Source organism: Thermococcus sp. ES12 (assembly GCF_012027515.1).
Classification (GTDB): Archaea; Methanobacteriota_B; Thermococci; order Thermococcales; family Thermococcaceae; genus Thermococcus; species Thermococcus barossii.
In genome coordinates this window covers 477499-496621 of sequence record NZ_SNUP01000001.1, presented here as the reverse complement: position 1 = coordinate 496621, position 19123 = coordinate 477499, and the positions used below count along the sequence as shown (strand labels likewise).

Genomic DNA, 19123 nt, shown 5'->3' with positions numbered 1-19123 from the left:
TCTTATAAGGCTCCAAACCCACAGCGGGACGGTGGTTAAAATGGTCAGGTACATGGTAACCTCAGCACTCCCTTACGCTAACGGACCGATACACGCGGGACACCTGGCAGGGGCTTACCTCCCTGCGGACATCTTCGTGCGCTACCTCCGCCTCAAAGGCGAAGAGGTGCTCTTCATCTGCGGAACGGATGAACACGGTACTCCGATAACCTTCCGCGCGCTCAAGGAGGGCAGGAGCCCGAGGGAGATAGTTGACGAGTTCCACGAGCACATAAAGACGACCTTCGAGAGGGCCAAGATAAGCTTCGACTACTTCGGCAGGACCGAGTTACCTGTCCACTACCGGGTAAGCCAGGAGTTCTTCCTCAAGGCCCTTGAGAACGGCCACCTCGTCAAGAAGGTCACCAAGCAGGCCTACTGCGAGCACGACAAGATGTTCCTGCCCGACCGCTACGTCATCGGAACGTGCCCCTACTGTGGGGCAGAAAACCAGCGTGGCGACCAGTGTGAGGTCTGCGGCCATCCGCTCACGCCCGAAATCCTCATCAACCCGCGCTGCAACATCTGCGGCAACCCGATAACATTCAAGGACTCGGCCCACTACTACATCAAGATGAAGGACTTCGAGGACAGGCTGAGGGAGTGGGTCGAGGGACAGCACTGGAAGCCCAACGTAAAGAACACCGTCCTCGGCTGGATCAACGAGGGGCTTGAGGAGAGGGCCATAACGCGCGACCTCGACTGGGGTATTCCGGTTCCTCTCGACGACGAGGACGTTAAGGGGAAGGTGCTCTACGTCTGGTTTGAAGCGCCTATAGGCTACATCTCGATCACCATCGAGGCCCTCAAGAGGGCTGGAAAAGAGAAGGAGTGGAAGAAGTTCTGGCTCAACCTCGACGGAGAAACTAAGGTCATACACTTCATAGGCAAGGACAACGTGCCCTTCCACGCGATATTCTGGCCTGCCTTTCTCATGGCCTACGGTAAATACAGGGACGATGAAACCGAGGCCGAGTGGCTTCTCCCCCATGACATCCCGGCCAACGAGTACCTCAACCTTGAGGGCAGGAAGTTCTCCACCAGCAGGAACTGGGCGATATGGGTCCACGAGTTCCTCGATGCCTTCCCGGCCGACTACCTGAGGTATTACCTCACCGCGATAATGCCCGAAACTCGTGACAGCGACTTCAGCTTCGCCGACTTCAAGAGCAAGATAAACGAGGAGCTCGTCAACAACCTCGGCAACTTCGTTCACCGCGCGCTCACCTTCACCAACCGCTACTTCGATGGGATGGTCCCTGAAAGGGGCGAGCTGGACGAGCTTGACAGGGAGGCCTTTGAGGAGATCGAGAGGGCCTTCAAGGAAGTCGGGGAGCTGATAGGTCAGTACCGCTTCAAGGACGCCCTCAAGAGGGTCATGGAGCTGGCCATCTTCGGCAACCGCTACTTCGACTACCAGAAGCCGTGGAAGACCGCTAAAACCGACCGCGTAAGGACTGCCACAACCGTGAACATATCCCTCCAGCTCGTCAAGGCCCTCGGAATCCTCCTCGAACCGTTCCTGCCCGATGCGAGCGAGAAGATATGGCACCTCCTCAACCTAGAGGAGGTGAAGCGCTGGGAGTTCACCGAGGTTCCGGCCGGCCACAGGGTTAGAAAGGCCACCCCGATGTTCAAGAAGGTCACCGACGAGGACATAATCTACTTCATCGTGAACCACATAGCCAGGGGTAACCCGGAGAGCGCGAGGCTCCTCCTCGAAAAGTACTACAGGCGGGACGATGTTGTAAAGGTTGTCATCGAGCGCTTCGGGGAGGCCAAGAGGGAGGAGGCGATGGCACTCCTCAGGAGCATCTACGGTGATGAAATCCTGGTCAAAACCGAAAAGCCTGAAAAGGCTTCAAAGAAGGAGAAGGCCAAGAAGGAGGGTAAGGACATGGGATACGTCAGCTTTGATGACTTCATGAAGCTCGACCTGAGGGTCGGGAGGATAATAAGCGTTGAGGACCATCCGAACGCCGACAGGCTGTACGTGGTCAGGGTTGACCTGGGCGATGAGGTCAGGCAGCTCGTCGCCGGCTTGAAGAAGTACTACAGCAAGGACGAGCTCCTCAACAAGACGGTGGTCATCATAGCGAACCTTGAGCCGAAGAAGCTAAGGGGAGTGGAAAGCCAGGGAATGCTTCTGGCGGCCGATGACGGCGAGAACGTGGCTTTGCTCATGCCGGACAAAGAGGTTAAGCTGGGTGCCAGGATAAGGTAGTCAGAGCTTCAGCTCCACCCAGTTTTCCTTTCTCCCCTTCAGAACCTTTACCAGCCCCTTCTTCTCAAGGCGCCTGAACATCCTCCACGCTGTCGTCTTGGGCAGACCTATCGCCTCCCTGACCTCTGCCTGGCTGGCCCTTCCGCCCCTATCGAAGATATATAGCAACGCACGCCTTTCCTCCTCGTTGAGGTCAACGTTGTCGAGCTTCCTTTCGAACTCCTCCCGGGTGGGCATCGACCTTCCTCTGCCCTTCCTCCAGAGAATGTAGGTGGAAGCTCCAGCCACCGCGAGGCCACCAACGAGGGCAAGATAGGGTAAGCTACCGGCCTCGTTCCCCTCACCTGCCGCCCTGCCGTTGAGGGTGTACGAGACGCTCTGGTTGCCGGGGGGCATGGTTATCGAGTTTCCGGCTATCTCAAGCGGTATGTCGCTGAGGTCAACCACTATGGCGTTCTCCGGCAGAACCACGGTGAAGGAATCGTTGGTCTCAACGTGAAGCGTCCAGACGATGCCCTCCTTCACGGTCAGATCTGGGGTGTAATATGATACCCTGACGATGTCCGCTTCTCCAGAGTATACGAGAATGCTTCCGTTTTCAAGCCTGAAGTTTAGAGGATTCCCGTTTCCGTCCTCAACAATGACGTTTTCGTAGTGGCCGCCGAGGAGGGGAAGTTCAATCTGGGAGGAGTACTCCTCCGGGAGAATCTCGTATTCAACCTTGACATAGCCGTCATCGTAAACCGTCAAAACTAGGGACGAGACGGCATAGGAACTAGCCCAGGGAAAAAGAATGAGGGTTACCATGAACACCGCGAGGTAATCGAGCCTCATTTAAGCATCCCTCCATGGTGAAAAAGGAAAAGGTTCAGGAGTGGGCGAGTATGAACTCGTCGACCCTGTGAAGCATGTCCAGTGCTATCGCGAAGTGCGCCTTTGCCTGGAGCGGCCTTCCCTGCCTGAGGAGCTCGACCCCTATCCTCAGCTCCTGGGCGGCCACCCTCAGCTGAATCTCTGCGCGGGTCGTGTCGACGCCTTCCCTACCGAGCTCCCTGAGAGCTTTGGAATCCCTCTGGATTCTGCCGTTCATCTCCCTGAGGAAAGCGCGTACGTCCTTTAGCTTCTCCTCAAGCTCCCTCTCGCGGGCCTTTCTGAGCACGAAACCAACGGCGTTGTGGAATTCGACTATAGTTTCCCTGTTCTCCTTCATGACGTTCAAAGCGTCCTCCCACCTGCCCTCATCGGCGAGGGCCTTCACCTCGTCGTACACTTCCCTGAAGGCGTCGAGCCTCTCCTGGAGCTCGGTCATGTTATAACCGTTTTCCTGTCCCTTTTCGATCGCCCGCTGGGCTATCTCCATACCCTTCTCGCCTTTGAGGAGGAAGTCCCGGACTATCTTATCCGCGTTCGCGTAGGCAAGCTCTTCCCTGACCCTCCTCAGTTCCTCATCGAGGAGTGCCTTTTTCTCCTTGGCTGTTTCATAGTCGGCCTTCGCCTTCTCGTAGTCCCCAGCTTTGAGGTCATCAAGGACTGTCTTGTATGCGTCCCTGGTCTCGTTGTAAAGCCTGGTTAGATTGCTCACGTCTATTCCCTGGTTTTCGGCGAGTCTTATGGTCCTCTCAACGAACCGGAAGTACTCCGTCATGCGCTCGATTTCAATCTTAATGCGTTCCCTCACGTCCTGAACCTTCTCCTTGGCCTCCTTAAGCGCCGAGAGGGCAACCTTGTAGTGGTGCATAGCCGTTAAGCTGTCCAGTATCGAGTCGTAGTATTCTCCAGCCTCATACTCGCTGATGGCTTTATCCCTGTAGTCCTCCGCCAGCTCATAATGAACGAGTATGGTGGAGTTCTCGGGCAGCCTGTCCTTTATGGGCTCAATCTTCTCCTCGGCAAATTTGCTCAGTCTCTGAAGCTGGTCAATCAACTGGCCCGCTATCATGATCTCCCTCGTGCTGTTGTCAAGCGCTCCGGTGTACGAGCCGGTGGTGTTGTTGCCCTCTGCCAGACCCAGCGGTATTATACTCCCAAGCAGCAACAGGGCAAGGGCCAGTGCCCCGAACTTTGCACCTCCCATGGACATCACCGATGAAGGCTAGGCGCTAGAGTTATTTGAGGAATCCGATGGAACGAACGTTTCAAAGCGTTCCATTCTTCTCAAGCTCCCTTACATGGAGCGCAGTCAGGCAGATACCCTCCACCACGCTTTCAAAGTGGGGCATCTCGCCGAACTGGGCGTACAGGCTTCCATAGCTTGGGTGCCAGGCATCCACCTGCTCGCGGCCTCTCGCGGTGATGATGTAAACGACCCAGCCCTTCTCCTTGAGCATCTCCACCAGCTTCCAGGCGCCACTCATGTCGTTTTCATCGACTATCTCAACACCGTATTCTTCCTTGACCTTCTCGAAGAGCTCCTTCATTTTCTCACCGGAGGAAGTTGGGGGGTATGGTTAAAAACCTTTGAGTGCCCGGAGGAGGAGTCTTATCGCGACCAGCACGAGGAGTGCCGAAAACAGAAGCTTGAACCTCCGCGGGTGCAGCCTCGGAACGAGCCTGGCGCCAAGGGCGGCGCCGATTATGAGGCCGGGCGAGAGAAGCAGGGCGGTCTCGACGTCCACCTGGCCCAGGGTGTAGTGGGTGGCCGTTCCCACGAGGGCCGTGAAGAAGAGCGCGAGGCTGGACGTTCCAACGGCGTAGTTCACCGGGAGACCCGCGAGGGTGTGAAAGAGCGGGACGTTCAGTATGCCGCCGCTGACTCCAAGAAGTCCTGAGGTCAGGCCGGAGAGGGCGCCTATAAGTGGAACCTTCCGGTAGTCTATCCTCAAGTCGCCGCGGGCCCTCACGGAGTTCCTCCTGACGAATGCATAGGCAACGTACATCAGGAGAACTCCAAACACTGCCTCCAGGACGTTTGGGTTCAGCATTCCGGAGAGGTACGCCCCCACCATCGCCGCGGGGATCGAAAAGACCTCCTTCAAAAAGGCCACACGGTAGAGGACCCTGCCGGCCCGGATGTGGGCGTAGGCCGATGAGAGGGAGCTTATCGTTATGCACGCAAGGCTTGTCCCGATGGCCAGGTGGATGGGCAGTCCCAGGAACACCAGTGAAGGAACTATTAGGAAGCCTCCCCCAACCCCGAAGAGGCCTGCCACCGTGCCTATGAGTGCGCCGATTAAAACCGCCATCACCGGGTTAAGCATTCCGCATCGGGCCGGTATTACCGGTGAGGTTTATATATTTTGGCCGGCACTCCGTCAGGAATTTAAACCTCGGAGTCGTTAATGATTGGGAGGGCGATGGGCTGGAAAAGGTACTGGCTCCTGGTGGTCCTTGCATTCGTGGTGACCCAGCCGGGTTCTATAGCCTTCGCCAACTGGGACGCTCCATATGGCTTTTACAAGGACCTCTCGGTGTGGCTCGGTTCTTCAGCCGGCGGGTTGCTTCTGGTTCTCGCCTACGGCCTGTACGAGTGGGGAAGGAAAAAACTTGGCTCGGCGAATCTCATTCTCTCCGCCGTTGTCCTGGTCCTGACCGTGGTGGTCGGGTATAGCGCGGAGCTCGCCATCGACGGGGAGATGGGCTATGGTAGCGGAAACATAGTGCTTTTCGTAATCGGTGGGTTCCTTGGATTCATCTTGTCCGTAATGCTACTCCTGGTCTCGTTACCATACGTCCCGACGGGAGATTTCTACTACCCCTACGACTGCCCGCTGGTTATCGCGTGGCTGGTTCTAATCGCGGTGGCAGTACTTCTCGGAGCGTCCTACGTCATGGAAAGAAGGAAAGAAAAGCTCAGGGAATCGGAAAGCCGAGTCCCTTGAGGATCATTCTCAGGGCCAAGAGCCCCATGACAACGGCGAAGGCCTTCTTAAGACTGCTCGCCCGTGTTCTCTTCGCTATCCTCGCACCGAGCTGGGCCCCAATTATAAGCCCCGGGACGAGAAGAACCAGCCACTGCGCCTCCACGTTGCCCATGGCGTAGTGCTTGAGCGCTCCAGCGGTTGCTGTGAACACTATCGCAAAGCTTGAAGTCGCCACCGCGTAGTGTATGGGGAGGCCGAGGTACGTCAGGAAGGGCACGTTGATTATTCCCCCGCCGACGCCGAGGAGACCACTGGCGATTCCCGCGAAGAAACCTCCAATCGGCACCAGCCTGTAGTTGACCCCCACTTCCTCAAGTTTGACCTCACCCGGCTCGGCCGTCTTCTTTCTGTATATCCTGACAGCGACTACTACAAGGGCGAGACCGAAGATGACCTTCAGCTGGGCGGCACTTATGAAGCTCGTGAGCCACGCACCGATGTAGGCACCGATTACGGCCGTTGAGGCAAGCAGGAGGCCGACCTTGTAGTGTATCCTCTTCTGCCTTGAGTACGCTATCGCCGAGCTGAGGGAGGTGAATACAACTGCCGCGCTTGATGTGCCCACCGCGTGATGTATCTCAACGCCAAGAAAGTTGAGAGTTGGGACTATCAGGAAGCCTCCACCGAGGCCAAAGAGCGCCGCGAGGATGCCTATGAATATCCCGACTGCGAAGTAGGAGACGTATTTGAACAAGGAATCACCCCCTTAGGATCTTCCGTATCGCTTTACTTATGTCCCACACCTCTATCAGGCCTTCCTCCGCAACCCTATCAAAATGCCTGTCGTTGGTTATCAAAACAGCCCCCGTCTTCAGGCACGTGGCGGCATGGACGGCATCCGCCATCTGGCTCGGAGGGAAGTAAGGGAGAAGCCTGAGCACCTCCTTCCTGGTGGGATTGACCACCTCCATCCTGAGCCTCAGGAACTCGTAGAAGTCCAGGGCGTTTAGGCGCTCGGCGTATTTTCGATACTCCGCGAGAAGAACGTCGTTCCCGACGATGTGGTATTCTTGGCTCGAAAGGAGGCGGAGTACCAACTCGGTGGTGTCGGTCCAGCCCTTTTTCACAGTCGCAATGAAGACGTTAGTGTCGAGAAGGAACTTAGAGGTCGTAGAGCTCCTTTGCAACCCTGCTCCCCTCTTTCTCTATCTCCCCTTCAAGCTCGTCGAGGTCCAGCCCTCCGGCGTTCTTTATAATCTCCTTGAGCATCTTCCTGACGTCAAAGCGCTTTATGACTATGGTGTCTCCGTCTATCTCCGTTATCAGGAACTCCTCACCCGGCTTGATGCCCATCCTCTTCCGGATTTCCTTCGGGATTACTATCCTTCCCTTGGTGTCTATCCTCGTTAGTCCCACTTTTCCCACCAATCCCACTTAGGTGCAGGAGATATTTAAAGCTTACAGTTCGAAGGCAATCGCCTCTATGAGCTTTGTCAGGGCCTCAAGGTCTCCGAGGTGAAGGGTCTCCACCTCGCTGTGGAGGTACCTTATGGGCACGCTCAAAGCCAGAACCTCGCTCTTTCCCTGGAAGACCGAGGCGTCGGTTCCACCGCCGGTTACGCCAATCTGGAGGGGAATCCCGTTCCTCGACGCTATTTCCGCGACCTTTCTGGCGAGCCTCCTCGTGTAGATGGCCGAGTTGTCCACTGCCCTTATCACCGCTCCTCCGCCGAGGCGGACGTCACCCGTTAGCTCGCCACAGCAGGCAAAGGAATCGACGGCGAAGGCGTACTTCGGGGTGTAGTGCTCCGCCAAAAAGCGGGCGCCCTTGAGGCCAATTTCCTCCTGGACCGTGAAGGCGAAGATGAAGCGCCCGTCGAGGTCGTGGTCAACAAGGTCCTTTATCGCCTCCACGAGGGCAACGACCCCAAAGCGGTCATCGAGGGAGCGGGTGGAGACGTAGCGGCCGTTGAGAACCGCGAAGTGCTTCTTGAAGACCGCGTAGTCGAGCACCTTAACGCCGAGCTCTTCAGCCTCCTCCCGGCTTTCAGCCCCAATGTCTATGGCGAGCTTGCTCCATGGAACGGTGTCGAACTTCCGTTCAAGGTTGAGGTGCACCGGAAGGGCGCCAATGACGCCGTCGAGCCTCCCGCTCTCGGTTATCACGTCGAGGTGTCTGCCGTAAAGCAGCCTGTCGTCTATGCCGCCGATTTTCCTGAAGGTCAGCTTTCCGTCGGGCCTTATGCCCGTCACGAGAAGCCCTATCTCGTCCATGTGGGCCATGAAGATGGCCTTTAGCTCGCCCTCGCCGAGCTCGACGAGCAGGTTTCCAATGGTATCGACGGTGTAGTCGGCGTACGGCTCGACCCACTCCGCAATCTTCTCCCTGACCTTTTCCTCGTAGCCGGAAATCCCCGGAACCCGGGTGATTTCCCTCAGCTCATCGACGAGCATGCTACCACCTCAGAGCATCTTAACCTTCTCGGGTGGGCGTATCTTGAGAACCTCCCTGTTCACGAGCGTCTCCGGGACCTCACCCCTGAGAACAGCCAGGAGGTTCCTCACCGCCTGGAAGCCCATGTCCTCCATGGCCTCCTTGGAGAGGCCGGCGTAGTGGGGCGTTAGAACCGTCTCCCACTCATGTTTGAAAAGCTCGTGCTCCTGCACTGGCTCGTTCTCGAATACATCCGTCGCGTACCCCTTCAGTTTCCCTTCCTTGAGGGATTTCATGATGGCGTTCTCATCAACGAGCGTTCCGCGCCCGATGTTGACGAGGTATTTGCCTTCGAGGAGTTCCAGCCTTTCCTCGTTGATGATGTGATAGGTTTCTCTCGTGGCCGGGAGGGCTAAGATAACGACCTCGCTCTCCCTCAGGACGTCGTCGAGCGGGAGGTACCTTGCACCGACTTCCTCCTCTATATCGGGCTTCCTCGACCGCGACCAGTAGAATATCTCCGTCCCCATCGCCTTCATTCTCCGGGCTATAGCTTTTCCTATCGCTCCCATACCGAGGATTCCGACCCTTTTGCCGTAGAGGGTCTCTATCTCCTTGAAACCACCCCACACCGTTCTGTGGGAGTCCCACTTTCCGGAGCGAATGAACCTGTCGGCGTAGGCTATCTTCCTGAGGAGTGCTATGGTAAGGCCGACGGCGAACTCGGCAACGGCCTCGCTGAGAACTCCCGCCACTTTGGTCACGTATATTCCCTTCCTCGTTGCCGCCTCAACGTCAACGTGATCGTAGCCTGCCGAGTGGCAGCTTATCACCTTCAGCCTCCCGGCTCTCTTGATGACATCACCGGGGAGCGTATTGAGCGGGGAAACTATCACCCCATCGAACTCCCCTATCCTTTCCTTCAGCTCCTCCACGCTTGGATAGAGAATGAACTCGACGTCCGCGTACTTTTTCAGCTCTTCAACGGGTTTGCTCTTCATTTTAAAAAGAACGGCCACCCTCGGCCTCATGATACCACCTTAAGATGGTTGTCGAAACGGACCTAATAAGGTTTTTGATGGAATTCGTCAAAAGGCCGAGCCGCCACCGGGAAAACTTAAAAACTTTTCCGGTTTCTCCCTTTAGGTGGTGTGGATGAGCAAGGTGGAGAGGAAGAAGTGGAGCGAGGAGTTCAGCGAGTGGTACAACGAGCTGATTGAGACGGCTGGAATCCAGGACAAACGCTATCCGGTCAAGGGAATGAACATCTGGCTCCCGTACGGATTGAAAATCATGAGGAACATTGAGAGGTTCATACACTCGGAGATGGAAAGAACCTGCCACGAGGAGGTTTTGTTCCCGGCCCTCATTCCTGAGACCGAGTTTCAGAAGGAGGCCGAGCACATAGCCGGCTTCGAGGGTGAGGTCTTCTGGGTCACCCATGCGGGTCATGACCCCCTCGACGTCAGGCTCATTCTGCGACCAACGAGCGAGACCGCCATGTACTCAATGTTTTCCCTCTGGATACGCTCTCACGCGGATCTTCCGTTTAAAATCTATCAGATAGTTAACGTTTACCGCTACGAGACCAAGCACACGAGGCCTCTAATCCGTGTCAGGGAGATAAGCAGATTTTTTGAAGCCCACACAGCCCACGACAGCTTTGAAGATGCTGAGAGGCAGATAAAGGAGGATCTCGAAATATTCGACAGGCTTGCGAAGTTCCTGGCCTTGCCGTACATAGTCTCCAGGAGGCCCGAATGGGACAAGTTCCCCGGTGCTTACTACTCCCTCGGCGCAGAGGTTATGATGCCCGACGGCAGGACACTCCAGATAGGGACGATGCACAACTACAGGCAGAACTTCGCTAAAGCCTACAACATCCAGTACGAGACGGAAACCGGCGAGCATGAGTTCGTCCACCAGACCACATTCGGAATGAGCGAGCGCCTCCTCGCGGCGGTTATAGCTATACACGGCGACGATAGGGGGATGGTCCTGCCCCCGACGATAGCCCCCATACAGGTCGTCATCGTCCCGATTCCCAAGAAGGACGCCGAGGCCGATGTATTCGCCTACGCGAGGGAAATTGCCGAGGAGCTAAGAACGGCTGGCCTCAGAGTCCACGTTGATGAGCGCGACATAAGACCCGGAAGGAAGTTCTACGACTGGGAGCTGAAGGGCGTTCCGCTCAGGATAGAGGTCGGCCCAAGGGACGTTGCAGGCAGGAAAGCGGTTCTCGCGAGGCGCGATACCCTTGAGAAGGTCACCGTGGAACGTGATGCCATAGTTGACGAAGTCAGGAAGACCCTCGATGAGATTCACGAGAACCTGTATGTCCGTGCCAGGGAATTCCTTGAGAGCCATATAAAGCGCGTCGAGACCATAGATGAGGCCAGGGCCGTCTTTGAGGACAGGCGCGGGGTAGTGGAAATCCCCTGGTGCGGTGATGAGGAGTGCGGCCTCAAGATGGAGGAGATACTCGACGCCAAGATGCTCGGAACTCCCTATCCGGAGGAGAAGGCCAAAGAAGGCATCGAGGGCAAGAAGTGCCCCGTCTGCGGCAGGGAGGCCAAGTTCATCGCGAGGTTCGCGAGGACCTACTGATGACTTTTCTTTTAGCATTTTTCAAAAAGAGGATAAAAGAAAATCAGGCTGTCTGATTCTCAAGCGGGGCGAGTGCCTTTTCAAGAAGCTCAACCGCCTGACTCATGTAAATGTAGGCTTTTCTTATGTGGACGCTGAAAACGACCCAGCTGAGGGTACGGCTCTCCTGCGGGATCCCGTAGGTCAGGGCCTGGTTGTACTCGGCGCTTGCGTTGTTGTAGAGCTCCATCGCGAGTGAAAGGGTCTCGTTGCTGACGTTCATCTGGACGCTGAGGTTATAGAGCTCCTTGAACTTGTCTTCATTGCTCTGATACAGATAGTACCAAGCCATCGATTGCTTGATAAAACTCTCATAGCTCCACGTCGCAGCACTCACAGCTCCTGCGAAGGGGACGAACACCAGGAGGAAAAGGGCCAGGATTGCAGCAACCTTCTTCATGGTTTCACCCCCGGACACCTATTCATTCGCTCGGATTTTTAAATTCTTCCCTTCCCCAACGTTTAAAAAAGGAAGATGGAATGCACCACCATGATTCTGGGAATCCACGACGGCCACGACGCTGGCGCGGTGCTCGTTGATGGGAAAGGGGTATTCGCCGTTAACGAGGAGAGGCTCAACAGGGTCAAGAAGTACAGGGGTTTTCCCCTCCTGAGCGTGAGGGAAGTCATGAGGATGGCAGGGGCAGATCCAGACGACGTCGAAATCATCGCCGTTGCAGGAATATTCAGGAAGCAGAAACGCCTTCTGGAACTTGAGGAAAATCTAAAAGCCGTTTTTGGTCCGGGCTTCAAGAGGAAAGTCATCTTCGTCGAGCATCATTTAGCCCACTCGGCCTCGGCCTACTACACCTCGGGCTGGCGAGAGGCTTTGGCTATAAGCATAGACGCGGCCGGCGACGGGCTAAGCTCCTCGATATACGTGGCCAGGGACGGGGAGATGGTGAGAATAGCACAGAGCACCTACCTCGACTCCCTCGGCGACTTCTATGCGTCAGTTACTGAACTGCTCGGCTTCAGGCCGATGCGCCACGAGGGTAAAGTAATGAGCTTGGCCGCCTATGGAAGGCCGGCCTACGATTTGAGCTCGATAATCGAGCTGAACGGTCTGAGCTTCGACAACCACCTCAAGGCCATCGGTGTGGAAGCGACGAGAAAGCTCGCCGAGTTCTTCCACTATCCATTCTCAAAGGCGAGGGAGATAGCAAACCAGATGAAGCGCGGGAAGCTCGACGGCGAGCTCCAGAAGAAGGCGATAGAGATAGCGGCCAGCGCTCAGAGGCATCTTGAGAGGCTCATCGGGGAGCTGGGGCTCAGGCTGAAGGGAAGGGGTCTTCCTCTGGCCTACGCCGGCGGGGTCGCCCAGAACGTCAAGGCCAACGCCGTTTTGAGGCAAATCTTCGGGGACGATAACCTCTGGATCTTTCCGGCGATGGACGACGGAGGTTTGGCCTTCGGTGCGGCGGTCTTCGTGAAAGCTCAGATGGACAGGCTCGACGGAAGATGGAGGCCCTTTAAGCTTGAGCACGTCTACCTGGGGCCGGCCTATGGGAAAGAGGAAGTTGAGGGGTTCCTGAGGAGGGAAGGCCTCGAGTTTGAGGAGGTTGATGCCGGCTTCGTTGCTGATGCACTGGTGGAGGGAAAACTCGTCGGCTTCTTCCAGGGGAGAATGGAGTTCGGGCCGAGGGCCTTGGGGAACCGCTCGATTCTGGCAGATCCCCGCGATGAGCGCGTGAAGGAGAGACTCAACGTGGCCTTAAAACGCGACGTCTTTCAGCCATTCGCGCCTTCCCTGCTGTGGGAGAAGGCAGGGGAATACCTCGAAGACCTCAACGGCCTGCCAAACGAGTTTATGACGATGAGCTACACCGCGAGTGAGGAGTTCGGAGAGCTCGCCCCAGCTGTGGTCCACGTTGATGGTACGACGAGGCCGCAGGCGGTGAGGAAGGAAGTCAATCCGTTTTACTACGACGTCATCAAGACATTTGAGCGTAGAACCGGGCTCGGGGCAGTTCTCAACACGAGCTTCAATATGCACGGCGAGCCTATAGTCTGCTCTCCCGGGGACGCGCTGGGAACCTTTAGAGCCGCTGAGCTGGACGTCCTTGTGGTCGAGGGGTTTGCTGTTCATCAGTGAACCTTTCAGCACTTCGATGAACATCTTTTCGTTGAGGTAAAGTTATAAACATTATCCCCAAACTCCTTTGGTGATGCTTATGGCGCTGAGCGACAGGCTGGAACTCGTTAACCCTTCTGAGATTAGAAAGCTCTTTGACCTCGCCCAGGGTGTTGAAGGCCTGATATCACTTGGAATAGGTGAACCGGACTTTGACACTCCTGAGCATATCAAGGAATACGCCAAAGAGGCCCTCGACAGGGGAATGACTCATTATGGGCCGAACGCGGGTTTGATGATGCTCCGGGAAGCGTTGGCGTGGAAGCTGAAGGAGCAGAACGGCATTGAGGTTGACCCGAAAACCCAGGTTATGGTGACCGTTGGGGCAAATCAAGCGCTTCTTATGGGATTGGCGGCATTTCTGAAGGACGGGGAGGAGGTTCTCATTCCGAGCCCGATGTTCGTCAGCTACGCTCCAGCGGTAATCCTCGCCGGCGGAAAGCCGGTCGAGGTGCCAACCTACGAGGAGAACGAGTTCAGGCTTAGCGTTGATGACCTTAAGAAGCACGTGAGCGAAAAAACGAGGGCTCTCATAATAAACACCCCAAACAACCCCACCGGCGCGGTCCTTACAAAGAAAGACCTTGAGGAGATAGCGGACTTCGCCGTGGAGCACGACCTCATCGTCTTCAGCGACGAAGTCTATGAGCACTTCGTCTACGACGGTGCAAGAAACCACAGTATAGCCTCACTCGATGGTATGTTTGAGAGGACGATAACGATAAACGGCTTCTCCAAGACCTTCGCCATGACCGGGTGGAGGCTGGGTTTCGTGGCAGCTCCGGCGTGGATAATCGAGAGGATGACCCGCTTCCAGATGTACAACTCCACCTGCCCCGTTACATTCGCCCAGTACGCGGCCGCCAAAGGGTTGCAGGACGAGAGGAGCTGGGAGGCCGTCGAAGAGATGAGAAGAGAGTACGAGAGGAGGAGGAACCTCGTCTGGAAGCGTCTAAACGAGATGGGCCTGCCAACTGTGAAGCCGAAGGGAGCGTTCTACATATTCCCGCGCATCAGGGACACTGGCCTGACCGGCAAGGAGTTCAGCGAGCTGATGCTTCTGGAGGCAAAGGTAGCGGTCGTTCCCGGCTCAGCCTTCGGAAGCGCCGGGGAGGGTTACATCAGGATAAGCTACGCGACGGCATACGAGCAGCTTGAGGAAGCCATGGACAGGATGGAGAAGGTGCTGAGGGAGAAGAAGCTCGTCTAAAGCTTCTTCAGCTCCACGTTTATTTCTTCTTCGAGCTCTATCACGGCGTAGTACTTCCTGAAGAGCGGGCCGGGGTTCACCACCACTGTTTTTCCAATCCGGTCAATGCCCCTCCCTTCATGGATGTGGCCACAGATAACCAGGGGAGGCTGTTTTTCGTCAATGAAGTCCCTGAGTGCCCGGCTTCCCACATGCCTCCCAAAGTGAACCCTGTCGGCGATCGTTCCGTGTGGAGGAACGTGGGAGAGGATAACGTCTCCCTCACGGTAGTTTCTCTCAAGTATCCCCCCGATCTCCTCCTCCGTCAGCTCCCACACGGTGTGAAAAGGCGTGATGTTGGAGCCGCCGATTCCAACTATGCCAACTCCACCAATCTCAACCCGTCTGTTGTGGGCATTTATGCCCAACTCCGTCAGGAGCTCCGGAACGTCCCTGCCATCGCAGTTTCCGTGTACCGCCACCATGGGAATTCCTAGCTCAAGCAGTGGTTCCAAGACCTCCCTGGCCTTATCAGAGCCGCTGAAGTGCGTGATGTCCCCGGCGACGAGGAGAGCTTCAAATTCTTCGCCCCTCAGTATTTCGGCGAGCTGGCGGGCCCTCTTGGAGTTTCCATGGATATCGGTAATCGCCACGAACCTCAAGGGATCACCCCCTTAGGTGTAGATGCCCATCTCCTCCGCGAGCTTCAGGAGCCTCTCGGCCCTGTCCTTAGTTGGGGGATGCGTGGATACCATGTCCGCGAGTTCACCTCGGAACGGGTTGACTATGAAGACGGGAGAAGTGGCAAGGTTTCCTCCCCTCATTGGACGGAAAGAGATCGCCTTCTCAAGTTTAAGAAGGGCACTGGCCAAGGCGAGGGGCTTTCCGCTTATCCTTGCACCGTGCTCATCAGCGGCATATTCACGTGAAGGGCTGAGACCAACACGAAGGAGAATTCCCGCCAGAGGTGTAAAGAGCCTCAGAATGGGTCCATCGTTTGGGTTACTCCTTCTGGTGCGGGAGGTGGAACGAATTAAACGATCTATGTAATAGGCCACCCCCAGAAGGGATCCTGTGAGAACGGAAACGAGAGTCTGCAGAGGGGTATCATTGTTAAGTATGTGTGCAATCTCATGGGCAATGGCACCCTCTATCTCCTCGGGATCCAGAACCCGGAGAAGACCATAGGTCAGAACTATCGTGCTGCTTCCGGGCCCTTTACCCGCGGAGAATACATTGGGGGTCCCAACTGGAGCCAAAGCCAACCTGGGAACCGGAATCCCGGCACTGGAAGCCAGCTTTTTCAGCACGGCATACAGGTAGGGGTAATCCCCCTCACCGACGAGCCTTGCGCGGTACCATCTCATCAAAACCCTGTCACCATACCAGTAGACAAGCCAGTAAGCGATGAGAACCACGAGGATGGCCGCAGTGAGGCCTCTCCTCTCCCACAGAAGGTATCCCAAGATGGCCGGAACAATTGCAACAATGAGTACAGTGATCAGAACCCTGAGCCATTTAAAGGCTCCCATATTTAATCCCCTCCAAGCATTAGGTACTGAACCACGTCATCGTAGGCGTGACTCCAGTCAACTATTCCAACTCTTCTCTTCACCCCTTTCTCCAGGAGGGATAGGATTTCGCTAACAACTTCCTCGGGAGTTTTCCCCGTCGTGTCCACTTCTATGACGTTTTCGTTCTCTTCAATGGCTTCAACGAGGATGACGTCCACGAGTTCGGCTTCAACGTTCTCTGCAAGCTTTTTACGGGAGTATCCTCTGAAGTTGAGCCTCTCGGCCACTATTCTGGGATGAAGACGGAGAACGATGACAACGTCGGCCGAAACCAGGTGACTCAGATGCCCATCAATCACAACGTTCTTCCCGGAAAACTCTCTCTCAATGGCCCGGGAAAGCTCATCCACGTCTATCTCGATTTCATCCCCCACTCTCTCCCCGATGCCTTTTGCCAGTGCAAAATCCTTTATGCTCACGTATTCGTACCCAAGTCTTTCGCTCAGGATTCTGGAGACCGTGGTTTTACCGGCTCCGGGAGTACCACTCACGGCGATTATCATTGATTTACCCCCGAGAACTCACTTTATTTTGTCGCCAGAAGTTTATATGCTTGTTCCTCGTTGATTGTCGAATGTACATATAGCATTCAGCGAAAACCTTTTAAGGGCTATAGTTTCTATATAGACGCAGGTGACACGAGATGGAAAGGCTAAAATTACTCCAAAGAAAGTTGCACGTTGTGAAGAAGCAGAAAGAGCTCCTCATGCTTGAGGAGGCCAAGCTCATAAGGGTGGCCCGCCAGAAAAAAGTGGCCGCCAAGAAACTAGCCAAGGTCAAGAAGGAAAAGGTCGCCCTCGCTCTGGAGGAGGCAAAGCTCATAAGGGTTCTCAAGCAGAACGGTTATCCCGCCGTTTGAAGTCTTTTCAAAACTTTAAAAAGGGAAGAGCTCAGAAGACGTTGAGCTTGTCTTCCAGTATCATTTTCTGTATCTTCGTTATGTCGGCAAGCCAAGCGTCGGCTATCTCGTAGGCCGGCTTCTGGATGGTCTCCAGGCTGTAGCCCTTCCTTGGTATGACCTGAACGCTCGCGACGAGCGGCTCGTCGATGGGCTTGCCTATCTGGCTCAGTATCCTGACGTAGACCTCCTCAACCCCTTCAACCTGCTCTGCTATGTCGTTGGCTATGAGCATCGAGAGGAGGTTGTATATCTTGCCCACGTGGCTGACCGGGTTCTTTCCAGCAGCTGCCTCCATGCTCATGTGCCTGTTCGGGGTTATCAGGCCGTTCACGCGGTTGCCCCTGCCGACGCTTCCGTCGTCACCTGCCTCGGCGCTGGTTCCGGTGACGGTGATGTAGTAGATTCCCTTCTCGGGGTCGTCGGCGGTGTTCACGTAGATGTTGACCTTCCTCTCGGTGTGCTCCTCCGCAACGGAGCGGGCGGCCTCGTAGATGGCGTCCTTGACCGCGAGATAATCTTCAGGGGTCTGAACCTCGCTGTCAACTATTGCGGCGGCTATGGTGAGGTCTATCTCGTCGCCCTTCCTGAGACCCATGACCTTGATGTCTTCTCCCACCGCCGGCCACTTCTTCTTGAACTCATCGCTGTTGAGGAGCTTTTCAGTTTCAAGGACTATCCTCTCGGTCTCGCTGAGGGGGGCGTAGCCGACACCGAAGGAAGTATCGTTGGCGAGGGGGATTGGGTTCTCCTTGGCCTTGTTGAAAACTCCCACAAGGTCAACACTTCCCTGTCCGATGCGGGAGTCTATGACGACGTGGTGCTCAAGGTCGAGGTGCCTGACCGCCTTACGGAGGTACTCCTTGGCAGCTTTGATGGCTACCTCATGAACCGGGAAGAACTCCCTGTCAACCATCTCGACGGCCCTTCCCGAGAGGAGGATGTATATCGGCTTGATAACCTCACCGCCGCCGAACTTTGGATAGGCCCTTCCTCCAACGACCTCGACCTGGTCCGTGTTGTGGTGGAGGATGATGCCGTAGCGCTTGATGTACTCCCTGCTGAGAGCCCTGCTGACGGCCTCGGCGATGCCGTCGGCTATGCTGTCCGGATGGCCGATTCCCTTCCTCTCAACAAGCTCTACCTTCTGCATCTCAACCGGAGTTCGCATAAGCTCCTCAACCACTATGTTCCTAACCTTCTCCGCCATGAGCGTCACCTCAACTTATTGTCTTGGACGGGTCTGTTCATTCGCTTATATATTTTTCGGCATGAATTCGGAAGCCGAATATTCCTGAGAGTTATTAATACCAAAACTCTTAAAATTTTTCTCGAAAATTCTCCATACGGCATCCGACGACGCCCGGTGGCCCGGGCCCCGGAGCTTTTGGGCGGCCGTGATGGGGTGCGACGATGCCGGGCGGACAGGGCTTGGTCTCCGGACCGCCCGAGGGTGGCGGAGCCTTCGATGACGGTGGGGGATGGCCAAGCCCACATTTTTAACCTGTTCTCCCCAATATCCTCCGGTGAGAGTATGGAGATGAAGGAGATAATCGAGGAGATAAGGACGGTTCTCGACGAGAAAGACGTTCTAAGGGAAGAGGCCCTGAGGCTCACGAGGGAGATAGTCCGCCTGAGTGGGGACGCGATAAAGGCCCTCCACCGCGGCGAACCGGAAAAGGCCTTCGACCGCCTCAAACTTGCAGGTGAAAGGGTAACGAAACTGAGGGAAAAGCTCAGCGGACATCCCGACATATACTTTACGGGCTATGTCCAGAGTGCCCACCAGGAGTTTGTGGAGGCGAGCCTGTTTTTCGCGTACATCACCGGCGGGACGTTCCCCTCTCCAGCAGAGTTGGGAGTACCGCACGCGGACTACGCACTCGGAATAGGGGATTTCATCGGAGAGCTGAGGAGGCGCTTCCTGATACTACTCCTGGAGGGGGACATCGAGAAGGCAGAGGACGTGTACCGTTTCATGGAGGAAATCTACGAAGAGCTGATGACTCTGGAGTATCCAAAGGGGCTCGTAAACATCCGGAGCAAGCAGGACCAGGCCAGACACATCCTTGAGAGAACCCTTGAGGACCTAACGAGGGCCAAACTGAGCAGGGAGCTGGAAGAGAAGCTGGAAACCGCGATTGGGAGAAAACGATAACATAATTACATAATTCGGTGATTATGT

21 protein-coding genes are annotated in these 19123 nt (G+C 55.7%); 7 read left to right on the top strand and 14 right to left on the bottom strand.

The features are described from left to right. The first annotated feature begins 40 nt into the window (after window positions 1-40). Window positions 41-2263, top strand: a complete 2223-nt coding sequence (metG, locus tag E3E37_RS02760; RefSeq protein ID WP_167715333.1) for a methionine--tRNA ligase — start codon at window positions 41-43, stop codon at window positions 2261-2263. Here metG and E3E37_RS02755 read toward each other — a convergent pair whose 3' ends face one another. The 4 genes from E3E37_RS02755 to E3E37_RS02740 are packed head-to-tail and all read right to left on the bottom strand — an operon-like array spanning window position 2264 to window position 5460. Beyond that, entirely contained in the window at window positions 2264-3097 is an 834-nt protein-coding gene (locus E3E37_RS02755) for a winged helix-turn-helix transcriptional regulator (RefSeq protein WP_167714652.1), read from the bottom strand. 34 nt (window positions 3098-3131) lie between these two features. Next, window positions 3132-4343 carry a hypothetical protein gene (locus E3E37_RS02750; protein ID WP_371731670.1) on the bottom strand — a complete coding sequence of 404 codons (1212 nt, stop codon included), beginning with the start codon at window positions 4341-4343 and terminating at the stop codon, window positions 3132-3134. Window positions 4344-4398: 55 nt separating this feature from the next. Next, the gene (locus tag E3E37_RS02745; protein WP_167714650.1) at window positions 4399-4680 is read right to left on the bottom strand and encodes a hypothetical protein; all 282 of its coding nucleotides are present in this window, start codon (window positions 4678-4680) and stop codon (window positions 4399-4401) included. A 30-nt stretch (window positions 4681-4710) separates the two neighbouring features. After that, a complete protein-coding gene (locus E3E37_RS02740; protein ID WP_088864514.1) occupies window positions 4711-5460 on the bottom strand; it encodes a sulfite exporter TauE/SafE family protein in 750 nt (249 codons plus the stop codon). Between the two features lie 81 nt (window positions 5461-5541). Here E3E37_RS02740 and E3E37_RS02735 point away from each other — a divergent pair, with 81 nt between their 5' ends. Continuing rightward, window positions 5542-6081 carry a hypothetical protein gene (locus E3E37_RS02735; protein WP_240921890.1) on the top strand — a complete coding sequence of 180 codons (540 nt, stop codon included), beginning with the start codon at window positions 5542-5544 and terminating at the stop codon, window positions 6079-6081. Here E3E37_RS02735 and E3E37_RS02730 read toward each other — a convergent pair. The 5 genes from E3E37_RS02730 to E3E37_RS02710 are packed head-to-tail and all read right to left on the bottom strand — an operon-like array spanning window position 6053 to window position 9528. Continuing rightward, window positions 6053-6817 (bottom strand): sulfite exporter TauE/SafE family protein, encoded by a 765-nt coding sequence (locus E3E37_RS02730; protein ID WP_167714649.1) that lies wholly within the window; start codon window positions 6815-6817, stop codon window positions 6053-6055. The genes E3E37_RS02735 and E3E37_RS02730 overlap by 29 nt on opposite strands. Before the next feature lie 4 nt (window positions 6818-6821). After that, window positions 6822-7250 (bottom strand): PIN domain-containing protein, encoded by a 429-nt coding sequence (locus tag E3E37_RS02725; RefSeq protein WP_167714647.1) that lies wholly within the window; start codon window positions 7248-7250, stop codon window positions 6822-6824. Further along, the gene (locus E3E37_RS02720) at window positions 7225-7488 is read right to left on the bottom strand and encodes an AbrB/MazE/SpoVT family DNA-binding domain-containing protein (protein WP_371731669.1); all 264 of its coding nucleotides are present in this window, start codon (window positions 7486-7488) and stop codon (window positions 7225-7227) included. Before E3E37_RS02720 ends, E3E37_RS02725 begins: the two co-directional genes overlap by 26 nt. Before the next feature lie 33 nt (window positions 7489-7521). Then, window positions 7522-8517 carry a M42 family metallopeptidase gene (locus tag E3E37_RS02715; RefSeq protein ID WP_167714645.1) on the bottom strand — a complete coding sequence of 332 codons (996 nt, stop codon included), beginning with the start codon at window positions 8515-8517 and terminating at the stop codon, window positions 7522-7524. Between the two features lie 9 nt (window positions 8518-8526). Next, window positions 8527-9528, bottom strand: a complete 1002-nt coding sequence (locus E3E37_RS02710) for a 2-hydroxyacid dehydrogenase (protein ID WP_167714643.1) — start codon at window positions 9526-9528, stop codon at window positions 8527-8529. Window positions 9529-9652: 124 nt separating this feature from the next. On the opposite strand from E3E37_RS02710, the gene proS reads away from it, so the two are divergent. Next, window positions 9653-11104 (top strand): proline--tRNA ligase, encoded by a 1452-nt coding sequence (gene proS / locus E3E37_RS02705; RefSeq protein WP_167715325.1) that lies wholly within the window; start codon window positions 9653-9655, stop codon window positions 11102-11104. Between the two features lie 43 nt (window positions 11105-11147). Here proS and E3E37_RS02700 read toward each other — a convergent pair whose 3' ends face one another. Then, a complete protein-coding gene (locus E3E37_RS02700) occupies window positions 11148-11543 on the bottom strand; it encodes a pyrolysin (RefSeq protein ID WP_167714641.1) in 396 nt (131 codons plus the stop codon). A 90-nt stretch (window positions 11544-11633) separates the two neighbouring features. On the opposite strand from E3E37_RS02700, the gene E3E37_RS02695 reads away from it, so the two are divergent. Further along, on the top strand, window positions 11634-13238 hold the full coding sequence (locus E3E37_RS02695; protein WP_167714639.1) for a carbamoyltransferase: 1605 nt from the start codon (window positions 11634-11636) through the stop codon (window positions 13236-13238). A gap of 79 nt (window positions 13239-13317) precedes the next feature. After that, entirely contained in the window at window positions 13318-14487 is a 1170-nt protein-coding gene (locus E3E37_RS02690; protein ID WP_088864506.1) for a pyridoxal phosphate-dependent aminotransferase, read from the top strand. Here E3E37_RS02690 and E3E37_RS02685 read toward each other — a convergent pair. From E3E37_RS02685 to E3E37_RS02675, 3 genes are read right to left on the bottom strand one after another with little or no spacing between them, the layout of a single operon-like run. Then, window positions 14484-15128 (bottom strand): metallophosphoesterase, encoded by a 645-nt coding sequence (locus tag E3E37_RS02685; protein ID WP_167714637.1) that lies wholly within the window; start codon window positions 15126-15128, stop codon window positions 14484-14486. The genes E3E37_RS02690 and E3E37_RS02685 overlap by 4 nt on opposite strands. Window positions 15129-15140: 12 nt before the next feature. Continuing rightward, complete coding sequence (locus E3E37_RS02680) at window positions 15141-15998, bottom strand: M48 family metalloprotease (protein WP_167714635.1); 858 nt, start codon at window positions 15996-15998, stop codon at window positions 15141-15143. Between the two features lie 2 nt (window positions 15999-16000). Further along, window positions 16001-16543 (bottom strand): adenylate kinase family protein, encoded by a 543-nt coding sequence (locus E3E37_RS02675; protein ID WP_088864503.1) that lies wholly within the window; start codon window positions 16541-16543, stop codon window positions 16001-16003. A 179-nt stretch (window positions 16544-16722) separates the two neighbouring features. Here E3E37_RS02675 and E3E37_RS02670 point away from each other — a divergent pair, with 179 nt between their 5' ends. Beyond that, window positions 16723-16899 (top strand): hypothetical protein, encoded by a 177-nt coding sequence (locus tag E3E37_RS02670; protein WP_371731667.1) that lies wholly within the window; start codon window positions 16723-16725, stop codon window positions 16897-16899. 31 nt (window positions 16900-16930) lie between these two features. Here the strand turns inward: E3E37_RS02670 and E3E37_RS02665 are convergent, their stop codons facing one another. Next, window positions 16931-18148, bottom strand: coding sequence for a methionine adenosyltransferase (locus E3E37_RS02665; protein ID WP_167714633.1), 1218 nt, complete (start codon window positions 18146-18148; stop codon window positions 16931-16933). A 324-nt stretch (window positions 18149-18472) separates the two neighbouring features. On the opposite strand from E3E37_RS02665, the gene E3E37_RS02660 reads away from it, so the two are divergent. Then, complete coding sequence (locus E3E37_RS02660) at window positions 18473-19096, top strand: haloacid dehalogenase (protein ID WP_167714632.1); 624 nt, start codon at window positions 18473-18475, stop codon at window positions 19094-19096. The last annotated feature ends 27 nt before the right edge of the window (window positions 19097-19123 follow it).